We start from the raw sequence: 17,155 nt of genomic DNA on the forward strand, positions 1-17,155 counted from the left end.
AGGCCACCATGGCACTGGAACGCACATTCTCGATCATCAAGCCCGATGCAACCCGCCGCAATCTGACTGGCAAGATCAATGCCAAGTTCGAAGAAGCTGGCCTGCGCATCGTTGCGCAAAAGCGCATCCACATGACCAAAGCCCAAGCAGGCAAGTTCTACGACGTCCATGCTGAGCGTCCGTTCTATGACGAACTGTGCGAATTCATGTCGTCGGCACCGGTTGTTGTCCAGGTTCTGGAAGGCGAAGGCGCCATTGCGAAGAACCGTGAAGTTATGGGTGCGACCAACCCCGCTGACGCGGCCCCCGGCACCATCCGCGCCGAGTTCGCCGAGTCGGTTGGCGAAAACTCGGTCCACGGTTCGGACGCACCGGAAACTGCTGCGGTTGAGATCGCCTACTTCTTCTCGGGCATCGAACTGGTCGGCTAATCTATCGTCAGATCAAAGTTTTAGGCCGTGCCCTTGTTGGGCGCGGCCTTTTTTGTTGCTTAGACAGGTTTGAGGTCACTTGCCGATACACACACGCCAACGGCATCCAGATCTGAAATCAACTGGCTTTCAGGCGCCCGACTGGTGCTGGCCTTGATCGCATCGAACCGTTCACGCAATGCCTTCTTTTCCTCGCCTTTACAGTCATTCCATGGGCGCCCTTGCAAGCCCATGACTAAGACATAATAGCCGATGAAATGCGGGCGGGTTCCAGCCTGCAACAGGCGAGCATATGCCTCATCAGCACCAAGATCGCGCAACTCCTGAGCTGTCATGATTCCCGCCTGTGCGCAGGCCTGTTCGAACGCTGGGCCAAGATTGCGGATTGATGAAATCGGGTCAGACATGCCTTGTCTTATCCGGTCCGACGTGGCCTGTCATCCGACAAGGTTGTTTGCTGTAGTCTATTCCGCTACCCAAACGTCAGGGGAGCGAAGCATGAACGACATAAGCCTAAAGAATCTTGCGCAAAATCTGGACCTGACAAACCCGCCCGAGGGGTTTGTCGATGACCCATTTCCCTTTTACGATGCTTTGCTCGAATACGCACCGATACTGCGTCAACCAGATGGTTCCGTACTGTTGTCTCGTCATGCAGATCTGGATGCGATTTATCGCAACACGACGCTCTATTCTTCGGACAAAGAGGCGGCGTTTGGTCCTAAATTTGGAGTTGGTTCACCGTTGTTCGAGCATCACACAACGTCGCTGGTGTTCTCTGACCCGCCGCTCCACACACGGGTGCGCAAAATCATGACCTCGGCCCTGACGCCGCGCGCAATTGCGCGGATGGAGCCGGGTTTGATCGAAACTGTTGATGTATTGCTCGACGACATGGAAGGCAAAGCACAGGTGGATCTGATTGAGGATTTTGCATCGACGATTCCGATCCAGATCATTGGTAATCTGCTGGACGTCCCTATGGATGAACGTGCATCGCTAAGGGATTGGTCTTTGGCTATTCTTGGTGCTTTGGAGCCCGCTTTGACGGACACTCAGCTGGAAATAGGCCACAGCGCGGTACGTGAGTTCAAAGCCTACCTTCAGGACCTCGTTGCCCGTCGCCGTGCAAAACCGGGTGATCCTGAGATTGATGTTTTGACCCGCCTGATCCGAGGTGAGGGTGCAGATGAAAAATTAAGCGAAATTGAGCTGTTACAGAATTGCATCTTCATCCTGAACGCCGGCCATGAGACCACCACCAATCTGATCGGCAATGGGTTGGCATTGCTGAACGACCACCCGGAACAACGCAAACGCCTTCTGGATAATCCTGACCTGATCGCTTCGACAGTCGAGGAGGTCTTGCGCTTTCGGTCGCCCAATCAGTTTGGCAACAGGGAAACCACGGCACAGGTCGAGATCGGGGGACATCAGATCGCCAAAGGAACGAACCTGCACCTTTGTATCGGGGCAGCGAACCGCGATCCTGAGGTATTTCCCGACGCCACGCGTTTTGACATCACGCGCAAGCCAAACCGGCATCTGGCATTCGCAGGCGGTCCGCATGTCTGCGTTGGCCTGACCCTTGCGCGGCTTGAAGGTCGCGTGGCGTTAGGGCGATTGCTGAACCGGTTTCCGGATTACCAAGTTCAGGAACCTAGGGTGCGAGGTGGCCGCATTCGCTTTCATGGGTACGCCTCTCTCCCTGCGATTCTTTAGTTATTTCACAATGCCTTGCGGCTTGAATTCCAATTATCAAAACTTGCGTGAAAGCCTCAGAGTCGTCTCCAGACCGGGCTTGCGGTTCCGGGCCTGAAAGCTGCCCCCGTGCATATGCGAGATGGCCGCTACAAGTGCGAGACCTAGCCCCGCGTTGCGTTCAGTCCGTGCGGGATCAAGGGTGACGAAGGGCATCTGCAACCGTGACAGATCGTTTTCCGGAACACCGGGGCCACGATCACGGACGCTGAGCAATGCATAATCCTCATCTTCCCGGATTCCGATGGTGATCGCAGTACCGGGAGGCGCATAGCGCATCGCGTTTTCGAGCAGGTTTGACAATGCCTGAGAGAGAAGTGGGCGGTGACCCTGGATCGGTTCGGCGTTACCAACAACTTCAAGTCGGATGTTCTGATCAGAAGCGACAGGTTCATACAGTTCAACCACATCACCGACCAGTTGCGGCAAATTCACCGGCTCGAACTGCTCGCGCCCCAAACCGGCTTCTGCGCGCGAGATCTCGGTCAATTGGCTGAGGACGCGCAACAGATGATCAATTTCCCCAGTCGCACGGGCCAAGTCGATATCACGGTCCTGTTCGCTTTTCCCGGGTTCGGCAAGAGACTCGACGCGCTGACGAAGTCGCGACAGGGGTGAGCGCAGGTCATGGGCGATTGAGTTGGAAGTTGTGCGCAGGTTGCTGATCAGCTCTTCGATGCGATCAAGCATGTTGTTCAAAGTGCCTGCAACTTGGTCGAATTCGTCACCTGTTCCGCGCAAGGGCATGCGCAGGGCCAGATCGCCTGAAACGATATTGTCGGCGGTGTCGGCAATATCCTTTAGCCGCGAGAACACAAGCCGAGTTAGCAACCAACCGGTCAACAGGCTAAGCGCAAGCGCGGTCGCCAGTGCCAGAGCAACCGAGCGAAGAAGAACACGATCAAATTGCTGTCTTGCCAGCGCATCCCGCCCAACCAGCAATCTTTCGCCACCCGGCAGTCTGATGGAAGCAGCAGAAATCGGAACGTGTTGATCGGTATCCCCTTTGCGCAACTGCAGGTCGACCCACCCACTGCCCGCTGTGATTCCTTCGGGCCAATGAGATAAATTTCCCGCCAGCTTTGTACCCTGCCGACCGGTTAACAGATACAGCGCATCGCGCTCGGCCGCTGTTGGCAATCGCCTCTCGATCGCAGTGATCAAACCGATCATGCCGTGCCGTTCATATTCATCCGCCAATCCGGTGAGCTCAGCCGACACGACCGAGCGCGTTTCGCCCGTGATCGTGCGGTTGGCAGTCACATAGACCATCGCAAGCACCGCCGCTGTTAGCAACGTGCTGAGAACCATACTGGCCAGAACCAGCCGCGTACGTGAATTTTTGAGCGACAGGCGCAGGTTATCCATCCGAAACCATGTAACCGGCCCCTCGGACCGTTTCAATAATCGGGTCGGCTCCGTCTTCATCGAGTTGGCGGCGAAGCTTCGAGATATGCACGTCGACTACATTGGTGTTCGGATCAAAGTGATAATCCCACACCCCTTCTAGCAACATGGTGCGCGAGACGACTCGGTTCTTGCGCCGCAGAAAGAACTCCAGAATCTGAAATTCGCGCGGGGTTAGAGTGATTTCCCGGCCACTGCGCGTGACTTTGCGGGTCAACAAATCCATCTCAAGATCGCGGCAGGCGAGGGATGGGGTTTCTTCTGACTCTTGTGGACGGCGCAGCAGCGCCTCGATCCGAGCGTGGAGCTCCTGGAACGAAAATGGTTTGACCAAATAGTCGTCAGCACCAGCACGCAGGCCTTTGACTCGTTCGTCGACCGCGCTCATGGCGGTTAGCATCAGCACAGGTGTTTTTACCCCGGCTGCGCGCATTGATTTGATCAGCGACAACCCGTCCAAGCCTGGCAACATTCGATCCAGCACGACTGCGTCAAATCCGCCATCGGTGGCGTGGTACAACCCTTCGCGGCCGTCTGATGCAACTTCGACAACGTACCCTTCTTCGCCAAACCCTTTGGCAATGAAGTCCCGTGTGTCTTGGTCATCTTCAACGATTAACAGGCGTCTACTCATAATCAGGGCTCCTTCACATCGGGATTTAAACACACATACTGTTTGAAAAAAACATGCCGGGTGCGATGCCGCACCCGGCTGTTCCGGCGGCGCGTGGACAATCCGCGTCGGCCAGAAATAAGCGCACCAGATTTCCCCATCATGTGGCGCGCTTAGGTGTGGGGTCAGACGATTTCGACCGCGACAAATATTTGGTTGCCGCCACGGTTAATAAGAACCAACGCTGGATCGGTCTTTTCGCTTTCCAGTGCTTCCTTCAGCGCATCCGGCGAAACCGTATCCAGATTGCCTAGCCGGACGATAACATCGCCGCGTTGCAAACCAGCTTTGGCCGCAGGGCTTTCAGGCTGGAGATCGGTGACAACAACGCCATCGACAGATTCCGCGACGCCAACTTCTGCACGGGCGCTTTCAGTCAGAGGAGCCACGATAACGCCAAGTTTGGTGCCTTCGAACTTGTCTTCCGCTACGCTGTCGGTGGCCGCCGATGCTGCCTGATGTTGGCCGATCGTCAGCTTGATCTGTTCTTCCTTGCCGTTGCGCAGAACTGTCAATGTGCTGTCGGTGCCAACCTTGGTGGTTCCAACCAGAACGGGGAGTTCATTACTGGATTCAACGGCATCGTCGTTGAAAGTCAGGATCACGTCGCCTTGCTGCAGCACGCCATCGGCGGGGCTGTCCGGGACAACATCGGATACCAGGGCGCCGGTAGCGACATCAATACCCATTGCTGCCGCCAATTCGGGGCTCACATTCTGAATCGAAACACCCAACCAACCGCGGCTGACTTCACCGTCATCCAGCAGATCAGCTGTAATGTGATCGACAATATTGGATGTGACCGCAAAACCCAATCCTACCGAGCCTCCGCTAGGCGAATAGATTGCCGAGTTCACCCCGATTACTTCGCCTTCCATATCGAACAGCGGACCACCCGAGTTTCCTTTGTTGATGGCGGCATCAGTCTGGATGAACTCGGCGTAAGGACCTTCCGAAATATTGCGGCCCTTCGCAGATACGATGCCAGTCGTAACAGTCGCGTTCAGACCGAACGGGTTGCCGATGGCCACCACATCTTCGCCGACGCGAATTACATCGCTGTCACCCATTTCGACGGCCTGCAAGTCTTCACCGGCATCGATCTTGAGTACGGCAATATCCGTTAACGGATCAGTGCCTATGACTTCAGCTTGGAACGTACGGTCATCGCTCAGGCGGACGGTCACTTCGGTTGCGTTGTCGACAACGTGGTGATTGGTCACGATGTAACCCGCCTCGTCCAGCACGAATCCAGAGCCCAAACCCTGGCTTGGACCGCGCTGTGGCATGTTGAACCCTTCCGGGCCTCCAAAGCGTTCAAAGAATTCACCAAAGGGGTGACCTTCGAAATTGAAGTCCTGCCCCTGCGCCTGTTTTGGCGTTGCGTCTTGTTTGGCGATGATTGTCACCACCGAGGGTGAAACCGTTTCGACCAGATCAGCCAGCGCCTCGTCTGCCATTGCGGGCAGAACGGTTGTGGCCAGCATTGCCGCGCCCAGTGCGCCAGCCCCCATCCAGCTGGATGTGCTTGGAAGAAGCAGTGAGGATTTCCGGATGCTCATTTTGACTCCTGTCTGTGTTTGGCGGTTGATCCCGCGCATTCAGACAGGAGATGCCCCAGCAACCTTGGGATATCCTGAGAGAAAAATTAAGAAACCTTAATTTCGCCACGTTTCGCCGCTTTAATGACTCTGTTCGAAAGGGCTTAACAGCGAGAATCAGCTTGGGAGAATCGGGGCGAATCGGTGGATTGTTGCCGACGAAGTCAATAATTTCGGAAAAGTATTGAATTGAATCATTTTTGTTAACAAAGAAACGGCGCGTGGACAGCCCGTCAGATTTCTCACCTTAAAGTTGTGTCGCGCAATCAATCTAATCTTTGAGTGCGTGTGTAGGTGTCTATGAAATAGGCGCAATGGGCGTATCGATGCACTACTAACGCTGTATTCGTTTCGAATAGGGCTAAGGGGCTGCAACCACTGGTAGAGTCTTGGGTGTTGTATTGTTGCGCAAAAGCCAAACCGTCTTCGCTCAAATTTACCATTTCTTCCAATTTTACATTGTTTGAACGCATCTGATCGGCGACATTGGTTATGCCCAAGTGAGGGGGGCCTGAGACACTAGGGGGTGTCAAAGGCACATCTCAGTCTCCACAGCGCTGAGCGGCATGTTAACGAGGGGGTCTTGTTTAGGTTCTGCAGCTCAAAGTCGGACAGCCTGATTGGCGATCTGATAGTGCTTTAGAGATTGGTGAAAGTGGTAGTCCTGTTTTTGGGCATGCGGCCCGGTCGAAAACGACCGGGCCGTGTTTATTTCGGGTGAAGCCCAGAAGGTTGGCGGGCTACCCACTCTGACCAATCCTCTGGCGTATCTAGATCCAACAGCGCATTTTGGCTGGGCAGGCGATGAAGGTGAACTGCATCCTTGTGACGCCGTACGACAGATTGCGCGCCACTGTCACCGGTCAACTCTGTCAGTTCTGCAAAGAGAGAGCGATCAAAGATCACCGGGTGCCCAGGGACGCCCTGGTTGGTCGCACCGCGCCAAATTCGATTGGCAGGATGGGTTTTGACCGATTGCAGGACATTGCGTAGATCTGCAGTCGTAAGGTCCGGCAAGTCGGACAAGAGGATCATCACTGCCTTCGCATCGGCTGGGATTGCAGCCATCGCCCCCTTTAGACTGGCATTGATACCTTCCCGTGCGTCCAGGATTTCGACCGGCAGCACATCGAGATCTTTCAACACCGTATAGCGTGGATGAGGCATCGGGGGCAGGGCAACGAAAACAGGACCAACGGCAATCGCTCTTTGCGCGACACGGTGCAGCAGCGGCACGCCACCCACTGGCTGCATCAGCTTATCGGTCCCACCCATACGGCTGGATTGGCCAGCGGCGAGCAGTATGATGGGAATCTCTTTCATCTCGCCACCATGCCGCTAAGGTCAGATTGTGTCATCCCCGCATTCTTGCACCGTCGGCATCAAACAGAGGCGTGGTGATCACACGGGCCGCGCGCATCCTGCCCAGTATCTCAATCGCGACCTCGCAACCTTCGGTTGCTTGTTCGGTTGGCAGGAATCCCATTGCTATCGATTTGCGTGCATAGTGGGAATACCCGCCTGACGTGCAGAAGCCGACAACTGAACCATCAATCCATATCGGTTCATACGCGTTAACATCGGCATCGGCTGCATCGACCTCGAACGCAACCAAACGGCGATTGGTGCCAGCAGCGCGTTCGGCCTCGACAGCTGCGCGGCCAATGAAGTTGCTGTTCTTTGCGAATGAGATGAACCGATCCAGACCGGTTTCCGCGGCGGTGTAGTCCGGCGAAAACTCGCGCATCCACGACCCAAAGAACTTGTCCAAACGCAGGCTCATCATCGCACGCATGCCAAATGGTGCGATGCCATGAGGTTGGCCTGCATGCCATAAGGTCCACCAAAGCTGCCGCTGTGCCATCGGATCACAATAGATCTCATATCCCAGGTCACCGGTATAGCTGACGCGTTGAACGATGCAGTCTGTCATGCCGATGGTCATCTCGCGCACGTCAAGGAACCTAAGTGAACTAACATCATCCCGGGTACAGGCCGACAGGACCTCGGTGGCCTTGGGCCCAGCAATCTGAAAGCCGTTCAGCCGGTCACTGATGTTTTCGATATTTATGCCTTCGTCCCGATTTTGCAGGAACCAGCGCATGTGAAACGCCTGGCTGCCATATGAGGCCGTGACGCGAAACTCATTTTCGTTCAGACAGGACACGGTGAAATCCCCAATCAACTTGCCATTGGGCGACAACATGGGCGTTAAAGAAACACGACCCGGTTTCGGAATTCGGCCAGCCATGATGCGATCCAGCCATGCGCGGGCACCGGCACCTGTGATGCGGTATTTGCCAAAATTGTGAACCTCGTTGATCCCCACTCCTTCGCGTACGGCGCGGACTTCTCGGCCAGTGGCCTCAAAAGCGTTGGAGCGGCGGAAAGAGGGTGTTTCGAAATCTGGTTCATCCCCTTTGGCAAAGTAGTTCGGAACCTCCAACCCGTACTGCTGCCCCCATACGGCACCGAGATCGCTGAAGATGTCATACATCGGCGTGGTTCGGTTTGGGCGTGCGGCAGGCAGCTCTTCGTTCGGATATGCGACGCTGAACCGTTTCTGATAGTTCTCAATCACTTTGGGGCGTGTGTAACCGGGGCTGATCCAGTCACCGAACCGGGCCACATCCATCGCAAACACATCGCGTTCAGGTTCGCCTTCGATCATCCATTGTGCGAGGGTCAGGCCAACCCCTCCGCCCTGGCTAAAACCGGCCATGACACCGCAGGCCGACCAGTAGTTCCGCACGCCAGGCACAGGCCCGACCAGGGGATTGCCATCGGGGGCAAAAGTAAATGGCCCGTGGATGACCGATTTGACCCCCGCCTTAGCCAGCACAGGGAAGCGCTGGTAGGCAAATTCTATACTGTCGGTGATCTTGTCGAAATCATCAGGCAACAACTCGTGTCCAAATTCCCAAGGGGTTCCGTCAACGGCCCAGGGCTTACAGGGTTGTTCATAAAAACCGATGCACAGCCCGCGCCCTTCCTGCCGCAGATAGCTTTCTCTTGCAGGATCCATCACATGCGGATGCTCGCCACCTGCGTCGATAATGGCCTCGATCTCAGGAATGGAATCGGTGACCAGATATTGGTGCTCCATCGGATGAAGCGGGAAATAGATACCGGCCATTGCGCCGACCTCGCGCGCCCACAAACCACCAGCATTGACGATATGCTCGGCGTGAATCGTACCCTTGTCGGTCACCACATCCCATGTTCCGTCCGGTCGCTGGTTGGTCTCGCGCACCATGCAATGGGTTTCGATCGTGGCGCCGCCCATCCGCGCCGCCTTGGCATAGGCATGGGTGGTGCCCGAAGGGTCTAAATGCCCGTCTAGGGGGTCATAAAGCGCGCCAAGTATACCATCGGTGTTGGTGATCGGAGCGATCCTCTTGATCTCTTCTGGCCCGACAATCTCGGTCTCAAGGCCCATGAACCGGTGTTTGGCACGCTCGGCCAGTAGCATGTCGAAGCGATCCTGATTGTCGGCCAGAGTGACGCCACCCACATGGTGCAGGCCGCAAGACATGCCCGTGATCTCTTCCAGCTCTTTATACAACCGTATGGTATAGCCCTGCAGGGCGGCCATGTTAGTGTCGCCGTTCAGCGTGTGGAATCCACCTGCCGCGTGCCAGGTCGAGCCGCTGGTGAGCTCGGACCGTTCCAGGAGCATCACATCCGACCAGCCAAGTTTGGTCAGATGATAGAGGACCGAACATCCGACGACGCCCCCGCCAATCACTACAACACGGGTGGTGGTTTTCACGATGCAACTCCCTCGGCTTTTGGCCGAGCCTGCCGAGGGCTCTGGCGCAATACTATTCCGTTCGCGACACTGCGCGTCGCTTGTCAATTGCGAACGCTGCCGAACCTAAAGAGGTCGCACTTTGAGGGCCGTGATCCGGTTACCCTCGCGTGCGGTGACTTCGAACCGAAAGCCGTGAAATGAAAACACCTGCCCAACGATCGGGATCATCTGTGCTTCGTGAATGACAAGACCAGCCAAAGTGTTGGCTTCTTCGTCCGGCAGGGCCCAGTCGAGGGCGCGATTGACGTCGCGGATGGTCATTGCACCTTCGACGAGGAATTGGCCATCATCGGTGCGGGTGACGGGTACTTCTTCGTCGATGTCGAACTCGTCGGCGATCTCACCGACGATTTCTTCCAGAATATCCTCGAGCGTGATCAATCCGCGCAGCGATCCATACTCATCCACAACAAGCGCGAAATGGCTATGCATCCTAAGAAACTCGCGCATCTGGTCGTCCAGAGTGGTGGTTTCAGGAACGAAATAAGGATCGTTAGCCACCTTTGCGATGTCGAAATTCTTAAGCCGCTCCGGATCGCCATCTGCACCGCCGACTTGGGCGTACATCGCGCGAAACAAGTCCTTGGCATGGACCACACCCACGATGTTTTCCTGTTCCTCCCGAAAAACCGGCAGGCGGGTGTGGGGGCTTTCCAGGCATTGTTTAAGGATCGCCTCGGGTTCATCATCGGCATCAATCATCTCAATATTCGAGCGATGGAGCATGATCTCTTCCACCGCGCGATCACCAAGATCCAGCGCACCCAGAATACGGTCGCGATCTTCCTTTTCGACAACTCCTTCGGAATGGCCCAGTTGCAGCGCGCCAGCGATTTCTTCCCGCACCGCGAGAATGTTGCTGTCAGGGTCGATTTTTACGCCAAACAAGCGCAGCACTCCGCGCACGAGAAGCCGGACGGCGGCTACGACGGGCGAAAACACCGTCACGACAACACCGATAACAGGCGCGACCCATGCGGCAGCCTTTTCAGCGTTTGTAATAGCGTAGGTCTTGGGCAGCACTTCGGCAAAGATCAACACCAGCAAGGTCATCACTAGCGTCGCCAATGCCACTCCGCTTTCGCCGAATAGCCGCGTAAACAGTGCTGTGGCCAGCGAAGCGGCAAGGATGTTGACAAGGTTATTGCCCAACAGGACCGAGCCGATCAGGCGTTCGTTGTCGTCGGTAATATCCAGCGCCTTCTGCGCCCCGCGTGAACCTTTGTCAGCCTGCGCCCTTAGCTTTCCGCGTGATGACGCAGTCAGGGCGGTTTCCGAGCCAGAGAAAAAGCCCGATAGCACAAGGAGAAGAAGAATGGATCCTGTCGTGATCCAGAATGCACTGTCGAGCAAAGAAGAGGTGGGTTCCATCGGTCCTAGGTTATTCTTGTTGCTGCATCCGTTATGGGGCTGCGACCACGTCCGATCAAGGGGTTAGCCTTGATCTGTGGTGTCATCCTTGGCAAGCGGGTGGTGTTCCAGCACCAGTTCCGACAAGCGTTCATCCAGAACATGGGTATAAATCTCGGTTGTGGCGACATCCGCATGGCCCAGAAGTGTCTGGATCGAGCGTAAATCCGCACCATTGGCCAGCAGATGCGTCGCAAACGCATGGCGCAGTGTGTGCGGGGTGACCTTCTCGGGTGAAACGCCGCCCTCGACGGCCAGTTCCTTGACCAGAAGGAAGAAGCGATGCCGTGTCAAATGCCCTGATTTCCCGCGCGAAGGAAACAGAAAACGTGATGCCTGTGCACCTTTTTTTATCGCTTGCTCTTCAGCCGCATCGCGGACCATGAGCCATCCGTTTAACGCTTCGCGCGCGGGAGGGGATAGCGGGACCATCCGCTCTTTGCCACCTTTGCCTAGAACTAACAGCATCCGGGGGTCGCCTCTGGCAGAGCTTACCGGCAACGACACAAGTTCAGTCACCCGCATCCCTGTTGCGTAAAGAAGCTCCATCAAACAGGTGTTGCGTATTCTGTCGGGTTTGGACCGACCCGTTCGGCGTGCTGCGGCAAGCAGGCGGTCAACCTCAGGCACATCCAGCGTTTTGGGCAGTCGTTTCGCACGTCCGGGGCCTTTGATCTGGATCGCGGGGTTGCTTTCACGCCATCCCTCCTCGAACGCAAATCGATACAACTGCTTGATCGCAGACAACCGCCGCGCGCGGGTGGCGCGGGACAGGCCCTGCGCATCGCAGTCGATCAAGTAGCCTTCGATCCCGTCTCGGTCAGCCTCGGCAAAGCCAGACTTTCGTCGTGTCAGCCAGTCTGAGAAATCCTTAAGGTCGCGTCCGTATGCAAGCAAGGTATTGGTTGCAGCCCCGAGTTCGGCGGCTTGCGCTTCGAGGAAGGTGGAAACCCACAGATCCTGAGACGAGGGTGCGGTCATCCTCAGGCCCCGTTCAGGATCATGAGCTGTAATGCAGCTCGGCGCGCGGTATCTTCGAGCCCGACACGTCGGAACGTGGCAATCGCGGCCGTCAGATCCACCAGATTGCCGCGCGCGCCATGGGCGAACAACTGCATCGTTTCCAGAATGGCCTCGCCCAACTGATCATTGAGCAGCATGGCGTTTATGTCCGAAGGGACAGGCGCAGACCAGGCAAAACCTTGTGAAATGGCATCAGCGAGTGGGGTAGGAGAGGGCGCGCGCTGCGGATCGCCTTGTGCAAGGGCGGACAAAAACTTGTTGGCGTCCGACTCGTCAGGCATCGTGCGTGCCGCGTCTTCATAAAGCTCGGACAAAAGCAGAATACGCCAACGGAGGTTTTCTGCAGTCTGATCGGGCAACTTCATTGATGCCAGACGCGGCGCAAACAATTCGGCAAAGGGCACTTCCAGGCCGACCGATTTCATCTGTGCCCAAACAGCTGTTAACGCATTTGAAACTGGCCCCGGCTTGCCAGTTTCGAGCGCGGCTTCGAACTTTTGTATGGCTGAGACACGATCCCATACCGCACCTGAGGCCGCAGGTGAGCGTTCGGTATAAAGGCCAAGCAACTGGTTTGGCGTCAGAGCACCAATCCGCGTCAACCGTTCGGCAGCTTCGATCTGAGCTTTCCACCCCGCCACGTCCCGCAAATCAGCGTTTGCAAAGGCCCGAGGCAGAGATGCCGTGGGCAGGCGTTCACCAATGGCTTCGAACATTCGGAAGGTGAGAGGGTCGGGATCTTCGGGTTGCGGAAGATACTCGGCCCCTTCGAACAATTCCGGGCTGAGAAAGCGATCGAGCAGGGCAAGCTGATCGTCGGGCAATACCTGCAACGCATGTGCGGCTTCAAGTGTAAGCGCTGCCGAGGCCCAATCCCCTCGGCGCGCCTTACAGAATATCTGAGCGGCGTAATTCCTCGATAAATTCGGCTGAGCGATCAGGGCTGTGCAACTTCGATCTTCGTCACCGGTCAGCAACGTGGCATCGAACCAACGTCTAAAGCGGTCTTGCGTATCGGTCGGACCGGCCAGTTGAACCAAGGATTGCACCGGATCGGATGCGCCCAATTGCATAAGACGGTCCAGTCGCGCCATCAGCAATGTATCTTCCGCCTGCCCACCCGCTGGGGCGCGGGCTTCGGACAAGAGTAACGTAAACAACAATCGTTGCATCGCTGGGTTGGACTTGACCTGTACCTTCGAGATCAAATCCGCGAGCCGATCAGCATCGCTGCTGCGCCACAGGTCCACCGGCAGACCAGTGACTGAAGACGCAACCAACCCTAGAGGAGGGGACAGCGCCTCCAACGGGGTGACCTGCACCTCGGGTTGCAGTCCCGTCTGCGTCACAGGGGGTTCCATCAGCACCGTGCCCGGCAGGTTTTCTGGCGGGTCAGTTAGCCAGTCGATGACTGACAATGGCTCTTGCGTTTGCGCCTGTGCGGTTCCGGCCAGAAAAAGCGCCAGTAAGGTGCCTTTAGTCTGCATTCAGGATGACCGGCTCACGAATTTCATTTTGCGGGGCGGAGAAGTCTGCGCCGAAATACGGCCCGATATAGGCATACCCAACCAGCCCGATGAAACACAGGCAAATGATGTATATCAGGAACTTGATCAAACGGCCCATAGGTGAACGCTGCCTCAATTTTTGCTTTTGGCCAAGTTATAACTAGCATTTTCCCTAAGATCACGTCATTCACGACGAAATGAGCGAAATTAAGCATAACACGGTGCCTTCTGACACAGCGACGCAGTTTCGACTGCACAAAACCGTCGTTTTGGTTGGAATGATGGGGGCAGGCAAAACAGCCGTGGGTCGTGCGCTGGCTGCCCGGCTGGGTGTTCCTTTTCTTGACAGCGATACCGAAATCGAATCGGCAGCCAACATGACCATCCCTGAAATCTTCGCACGGGATGGAGAAGCGTTCTTTCGCAGCAAGGAAAGTCAGATTATCGGGCGGCTTTTGGACGAAGAAAGAGGTATCCTGTCGACAGGTGGTGGTGCGTTTCTTGCCGAAGGTAATCGCAAAATGATCTCGGATCGTGGTGCCTCGGTTTGGTTAAAGGCTGATTTGGATGTGCTGTGGAATCGTGTCAAACACAAGGATACGCGGCCTCTGCTGCGTACAGCGGACCCCTATGCGACGCTGCGCGACTTGTATGAAGCGCGCGTGCCGATCTATGAACAATCTGATCTGGTGGCGGACTCGGATGGTGAGACCGCAATCGAAGATATGGTGGATCGGGTCATCGCCGCCTTGGTGACACGCCCAGATATTTTGGAACGAAATTAATGCATCAAACCGTACATGTAGACTTGGCCGAGCGTTCTTATGATGTTGAAATCGGCCCCGGACTTTTGGCGCAATCCGGGGAACGGATTGCCCCGCTGTTAAAGCGTCCGCGTGTCGCGGTTCTGACCGATGAAACGGTCGCGGGAATGCATCTGGATGCCCTGCGTGATGGATTGGCCTCAGCCGGGATCGAGATGACCGCGCTGGCGCTTCCAGCCGGTGAGGCGACCAAAAGCTGGCCGCATTTTGAGCGCGCGGTGGAATGGTTGCTGGCGGAAAAGGTTGAACGGAACGACATCGTTGTTGCGCTTGGTGGCGGGGTGATTGGCGATCTGGCGGGTTTTGCTGCTGCAGTGATGCGGCGCGGAGTTCGCTTTGTTCAGATACCGACCTCGCTGCTGGCGCAGGTCGACAGCTCGGTTGGCGGCAAGACCGGGATCAATGCGCCACAGGGTAAGAACCTGATCGGAGCGTTTCACCAGCCGTCACTGGTATTGGCCGATACGGACGTGCTGGGCACGTTACCGACGCGAGACTTTCTCGCTGGATATGGTGAGGTCGTCAAATACGGACTGTTGGGTGATGCCCAGTTCTTTGAATGGCTAGAAGATAACGGGCCTCTGTTGGCATCCGGCGACATGGCAGCGCGAGTGCAGGCTGTCACGCGTTCGGTTCAGATGAAGGCCGATATCGTGGCACGCGACGAGACCGAGCAGGGCGACCGGGCGTTGCTCAATCTGGGTCATACCTTCTGTCACGCGCTTGAGGCTGCAACGGGATACTCTGATCGATTGCTGCATGGCGAAGGCGTTGCGATCGGGTGCGCGCTGGCGTTTGAAACCTCCTCGCGGTTGGGGCTTTGCCCGCAAGAAGACCCAAGCCGCGTCAGGGCGCATTTGCGCGCCATGGGGATGAAGACCGATCTGGCCGATATCCCGAGTGAATTGCCGGATGCAGAAACGCTTGTTGATCTTATGGCACAGGACAAAAAGGTCATGGACGGTCAGTTACGGTTCATTATGGCACGAGGGATCGGGCAAGCTTTCGTCACACCGGATGTGCCCCGCGATACGGTGGTTTCTGTACTAAAGGACGCGTTGGAGGTGTGATTGAGGCTTAGCGCCCCTGGATCACCATCAACTCGCCGATATTTTCACGCGTGATATAGCCGACCATGTGCCCCGATTTGGTGCATACGGCAATCGCGGGCGCACCTTTGTGTAGGCCATTCAGGACTTTGTCCAATCCGCTGGTCAGCTCAACCTGCGGAATATTAGTATCCATAATCGAGACCGCCGATTCCGAGCGGGGATGGTCACCCGCCAATGCGGTAAACAGGCGATCACGGGTCACGAACCCCATAAGACTGCCGTCTTGTGCCAGTACCGGAAACTCGTGCTGGGTTGTGTGAATGACTGCTTGTGCTGCTGTTGCCAATGTATCGTCCGGCGATAACGCCTTATACTCGGTGATCATCGCATCCCGAGCCATCACGCGCCGTGCAACTGAACGCAACGCAACGTCCTGATTCTCGGCATTAGCAGCGATGAAAACAAAGACGGCGATCAGGACCAATATTGGATTGCCTGAGGTCAGCCCCAGAAATCCAAGCCCAACAGCAACGATCTGACCACCGAGTGCTGCAATGCGGGTTGCCTTGGCGCGTTCCATTTTCATGCACAGCAAGGCGCGGAAGACGCGTCCTCCATCCATCGGGAAAGCCGGGATCATGTTAAAGGCCGCCAACAGCAGGTTCACATAGGCCAAACGGCTGAGCAAGCCGGTTGCGGCCGAGTCAATCTGGTCGAGTGAACCAAGCTGTATGCTTGCCCCCAAGACAACAAGAATTGCCCAAATCGCGATGTTTACGGCGGGTCCAGCGAGGGCGACCCAGACCTCTTGCATCGGTTTTTCTGGCATTCGCTCAAGGCGCGCCAGCCCGCCAATCGGTAACAGAGTGATGTCAGGGGTACGGATGCCATATCTCCGCGCCATCAGCGCGTGGCCGAACTCATGCGCCACAACACAGGCAAACAAGGCGAGTACGAATACGACATTGTCAATCGCCGCAGGCAAGCCGCCGCTGGAATAGGCCGCAAAACCAACCCAGGCGAGCAGCAAAAAGAAGGTGACATGGACCCTCAGTTCCGAGCCGAGTAATCGGCCAAGTGAGAAGGACCATGCCATATTTAGTCTCCGCTTGGTTTAGAACGGAATCTCGTCATCGTCGATTCCGCCAGACGCAGGGGCTGGTGCGCTGGAGGGGCCGCCATATGGGTCGCCATATCCGCCGCCGGCTTGTCCGCCGCCATAGCCGCCTCCACCGCCGCCGCCTTCACCGCGGGCGTCGAGCATTACCAGCGTCGAGCCGAACCCCTGCAGCACCACCTCGGTCGAATAACGATCCTGACCGGACTGATCCTGCCACTTACGCGTTTGCAATTGCCCCTCGACGTAAATTTTTGAACCCTTGCGCAGATATTGTTCAGCCACGCGTACAAGTCCTTCGTTGAATATGGCGACCGAGTGCCATTCTGTCCGTTCACGGCGCTCTCCGGTATTGCGGTCCTTCCAGGTTTCCGAGGTGGCAATGCGCAGGTTGCATACTTTACCACCGTTTTGAAACGTCCGCACTTCAGGATCGCGGCCCAGATTGCCGACCAGAATGACCTTGTTGACTGAACCCGCCATTTATTCCCTCGTTTTACTCTGACTGGATGGCGCCCGAATCTGGCGCTGTGT

At 56.3% G+C, this 17,155-nt stretch carries 16 protein-coding genes; 4 read left to right on the plus strand and 12 right to left on the minus strand.

What is annotated here, in order from left to right:
• Positions 1–8: 8 nt before the first annotated feature.
• A complete protein-coding gene (ndk, locus tag ACR0MQ_RS01150) occupies positions 9–431 on the plus strand; it encodes a nucleoside-diphosphate kinase (RefSeq protein ID WP_008757405.1) in 423 nt (140 codons plus the stop codon).
• Between the two features lie 59 nt (positions 432–490).
• Here ndk and ACR0MQ_RS01155 read toward each other — a convergent pair whose 3' ends face one another.
• Positions 491–838, minus strand: a complete 348-nt coding sequence (locus ACR0MQ_RS01155; protein ID WP_480603903.1) for a TfoX/Sxy family protein — start codon at positions 836–838, stop codon at positions 491–493.
• A gap of 91 nt (positions 839–929) precedes the next feature.
• Here ACR0MQ_RS01155 and ACR0MQ_RS01160 point away from each other — a divergent pair, with 91 nt between their 5' ends.
• Positions 930–2,153 (plus strand): cytochrome P450, encoded by a 1,224-nt coding sequence (locus ACR0MQ_RS01160; protein WP_480603906.1) that lies wholly within the window; start codon positions 930–932, stop codon positions 2,151–2,153.
• A 36-nt stretch (positions 2,154–2,189) separates the two neighbouring features.
• Here ACR0MQ_RS01160 and ACR0MQ_RS01165 read toward each other — a convergent pair whose 3' ends face one another.
• From ACR0MQ_RS01165 to ACR0MQ_RS01205, 9 genes are all read right to left on the minus strand, one after another.
• Positions 2,190–3,596, minus strand: coding sequence for a sensor histidine kinase (locus ACR0MQ_RS01165; RefSeq protein ID WP_480603908.1), 1,407 nt, complete (start codon positions 3,594–3,596; stop codon positions 2,190–2,192).
• Positions 3,553–4,233 (minus strand): response regulator transcription factor, encoded by a 681-nt coding sequence (locus ACR0MQ_RS01170; RefSeq protein ID WP_010439589.1) that lies wholly within the window; start codon positions 4,231–4,233, stop codon positions 3,553–3,555. The genes ACR0MQ_RS01165 and ACR0MQ_RS01170 overlap by 44 nt, the downstream gene beginning before the upstream one ends.
• Positions 4,234–4,397: 164 nt before the next feature.
• Positions 4,398–5,834 carry a Do family serine endopeptidase gene (locus tag ACR0MQ_RS01175; RefSeq protein WP_480603911.1) on the minus strand — a complete coding sequence of 479 codons (1,437 nt, stop codon included), beginning with the start codon at positions 5,832–5,834 and terminating at the stop codon, positions 4,398–4,400.
• Positions 5,835–6,581: 747 nt separating this feature from the next.
• Positions 6,582–7,196, minus strand: coding sequence for a nucleotidyltransferase family protein (locus ACR0MQ_RS01180; RefSeq protein WP_170770569.1), 615 nt, complete (start codon positions 7,194–7,196; stop codon positions 6,582–6,584).
• A gap of 31 nt (positions 7,197–7,227) precedes the next feature.
• On the minus strand, positions 7,228–9,645 hold the full coding sequence (locus ACR0MQ_RS01185; RefSeq protein ID WP_480603914.1) for a GcvT family protein: 2,418 nt from the start codon (positions 9,643–9,645) through the stop codon (positions 7,228–7,230).
• A 105-nt stretch (positions 9,646–9,750) separates the two neighbouring features.
• Complete coding sequence (locus ACR0MQ_RS01190) at positions 9,751–11,058, minus strand: HlyC/CorC family transporter (protein ID WP_170778892.1); 1,308 nt, start codon at positions 11,056–11,058, stop codon at positions 9,751–9,753.
• Between the two features lie 63 nt (positions 11,059–11,121).
• Positions 11,122–12,078 carry a tyrosine recombinase gene (locus ACR0MQ_RS01195; RefSeq protein ID WP_480603918.1) on the minus strand — a complete coding sequence of 319 codons (957 nt, stop codon included), beginning with the start codon at positions 12,076–12,078 and terminating at the stop codon, positions 11,122–11,124.
• Between the two features lie 2 nt (positions 12,079–12,080).
• A complete protein-coding gene (locus tag ACR0MQ_RS01200; RefSeq protein ID WP_480603921.1) occupies positions 12,081–13,607 on the minus strand; it encodes a hypothetical protein in 1,527 nt (508 codons plus the stop codon).
• On the minus strand, positions 13,597–13,746 hold the full coding sequence (locus ACR0MQ_RS01205) for a hypothetical protein (protein ID WP_170770577.1): 150 nt from the start codon (positions 13,744–13,746) through the stop codon (positions 13,597–13,599). Before ACR0MQ_RS01205 ends, ACR0MQ_RS01200 begins: the two co-directional genes overlap by 11 nt.
• Positions 13,747–13,825: 79 nt before the next feature.
• Between ACR0MQ_RS01205 and ACR0MQ_RS01210 the strand changes: the two genes are divergently transcribed.
• A complete protein-coding gene (locus ACR0MQ_RS01210) occupies positions 13,826–14,413 on the plus strand; it encodes a shikimate kinase (RefSeq protein WP_010439601.1) in 588 nt (195 codons plus the stop codon).
• Positions 14,413–15,522 carry a 3-dehydroquinate synthase gene (gene aroB / locus ACR0MQ_RS01215; protein WP_480603925.1) on the plus strand — a complete coding sequence of 370 codons (1,110 nt, stop codon included), beginning with the start codon at positions 14,413–14,415 and terminating at the stop codon, positions 15,520–15,522. The genes ACR0MQ_RS01210 and aroB overlap by 1 nt, the downstream gene beginning before the upstream one ends.
• 7 nt (positions 15,523–15,529) lie before the next feature.
• Here the strand turns inward: aroB and ACR0MQ_RS01220 are convergent, their stop codons facing one another.
• Both ACR0MQ_RS01220 and ssb read right to left on the minus strand, forming a co-directional pair.
• The gene (locus tag ACR0MQ_RS01220; RefSeq protein WP_480605351.1) at positions 15,530–16,600 is read right to left on the minus strand and encodes a site-2 protease family protein; all 1,071 of its coding nucleotides are present in this window, start codon (positions 16,598–16,600) and stop codon (positions 15,530–15,532) included.
• An 18-nt stretch (positions 16,601–16,618) separates the two neighbouring features.
• A complete protein-coding gene (gene ssb / locus ACR0MQ_RS01225; protein WP_010439606.1) occupies positions 16,619–17,104 on the minus strand; it encodes a single-stranded DNA-binding protein in 486 nt (161 codons plus the stop codon).
• Positions 17,105–17,155 lie beyond the last annotated feature (51 nt).

It is taken from the genome of Ruegeria sp. AN6, from assembly GCF_056540425.1.

Excerpts from the sequence above, each read along its gene's own strand:
- ndk (WP_008757405.1), top strand. The coding sequence starts at position 9 with ATGGCACTGGAACGCACATTCTCGATCATCAAGCCCGATGCAACCCGC.
- ACR0MQ_RS01155 (WP_480603903.1), bottom strand. The coding sequence starts at position 838 with ATGTCTGACCCGATTTCATCAATCCGCAATCTTGGCCCAGCGTTCGAA.
- ACR0MQ_RS01160 (WP_480603906.1), top strand. The coding sequence starts at position 930 with ATGAACGACATAAGCCTAAAGAATCTTGCGCAAAATCTGGACCTGACA.
- ACR0MQ_RS01170 (WP_010439589.1), bottom strand. The coding sequence starts at position 4,233 with ATGAGTAGACGCCTGTTAATCGTTGAAGATGACCAAGACACACGGGAC.
- ACR0MQ_RS01175 (WP_480603911.1), bottom strand. The coding sequence starts at position 5,834 with ATGAGCATCCGGAAATCCTCACTGCTTCTTCCAAGCACATCCAGCTGG.
- ACR0MQ_RS01180 (WP_170770569.1), bottom strand. The coding sequence starts at position 7,196 with ATGAAAGAGATTCCCATCATACTGCTCGCCGCTGGCCAATCCAGCCGT.
- ACR0MQ_RS01190 (WP_170778892.1), bottom strand. The coding sequence starts at position 11,058 with ATGGAACCCACCTCTTCTTTGCTCGACAGTGCATTCTGGATCACGACA.
- ACR0MQ_RS01195 (WP_480603918.1), bottom strand. The coding sequence starts at position 12,078 with ATGACCGCACCCTCGTCTCAGGATCTGTGGGTTTCCACCTTCCTCGAA.
- ACR0MQ_RS01200 (WP_480603921.1), bottom strand. The coding sequence starts at position 13,607 with ATGCAGACTAAAGGCACCTTACTGGCGCTTTTTCTGGCCGGAACCGCA.
- ACR0MQ_RS01205 (WP_170770577.1), bottom strand. The coding sequence starts at position 13,746 with ATGGGCCGTTTGATCAAGTTCCTGATATACATCATTTGCCTGTGTTTC.
- ACR0MQ_RS01210 (WP_010439601.1), top strand. The coding sequence starts at position 13,826 with ATGAGCGAAATTAAGCATAACACGGTGCCTTCTGACACAGCGACGCAG.
- aroB (WP_480603925.1), top strand. The coding sequence starts at position 14,413 with ATGCATCAAACCGTACATGTAGACTTGGCCGAGCGTTCTTATGATGTT.
- ACR0MQ_RS01220 (WP_480605351.1), bottom strand. The coding sequence starts at position 16,600 with ATGGCATGGTCCTTCTCACTTGGCCGATTACTCGGCTCGGAACTGAGG.
- ssb (WP_010439606.1), bottom strand. The coding sequence starts at position 17,104 with ATGGCGGGTTCAGTCAACAAGGTCATTCTGGTCGGCAATCTGGGCCGC.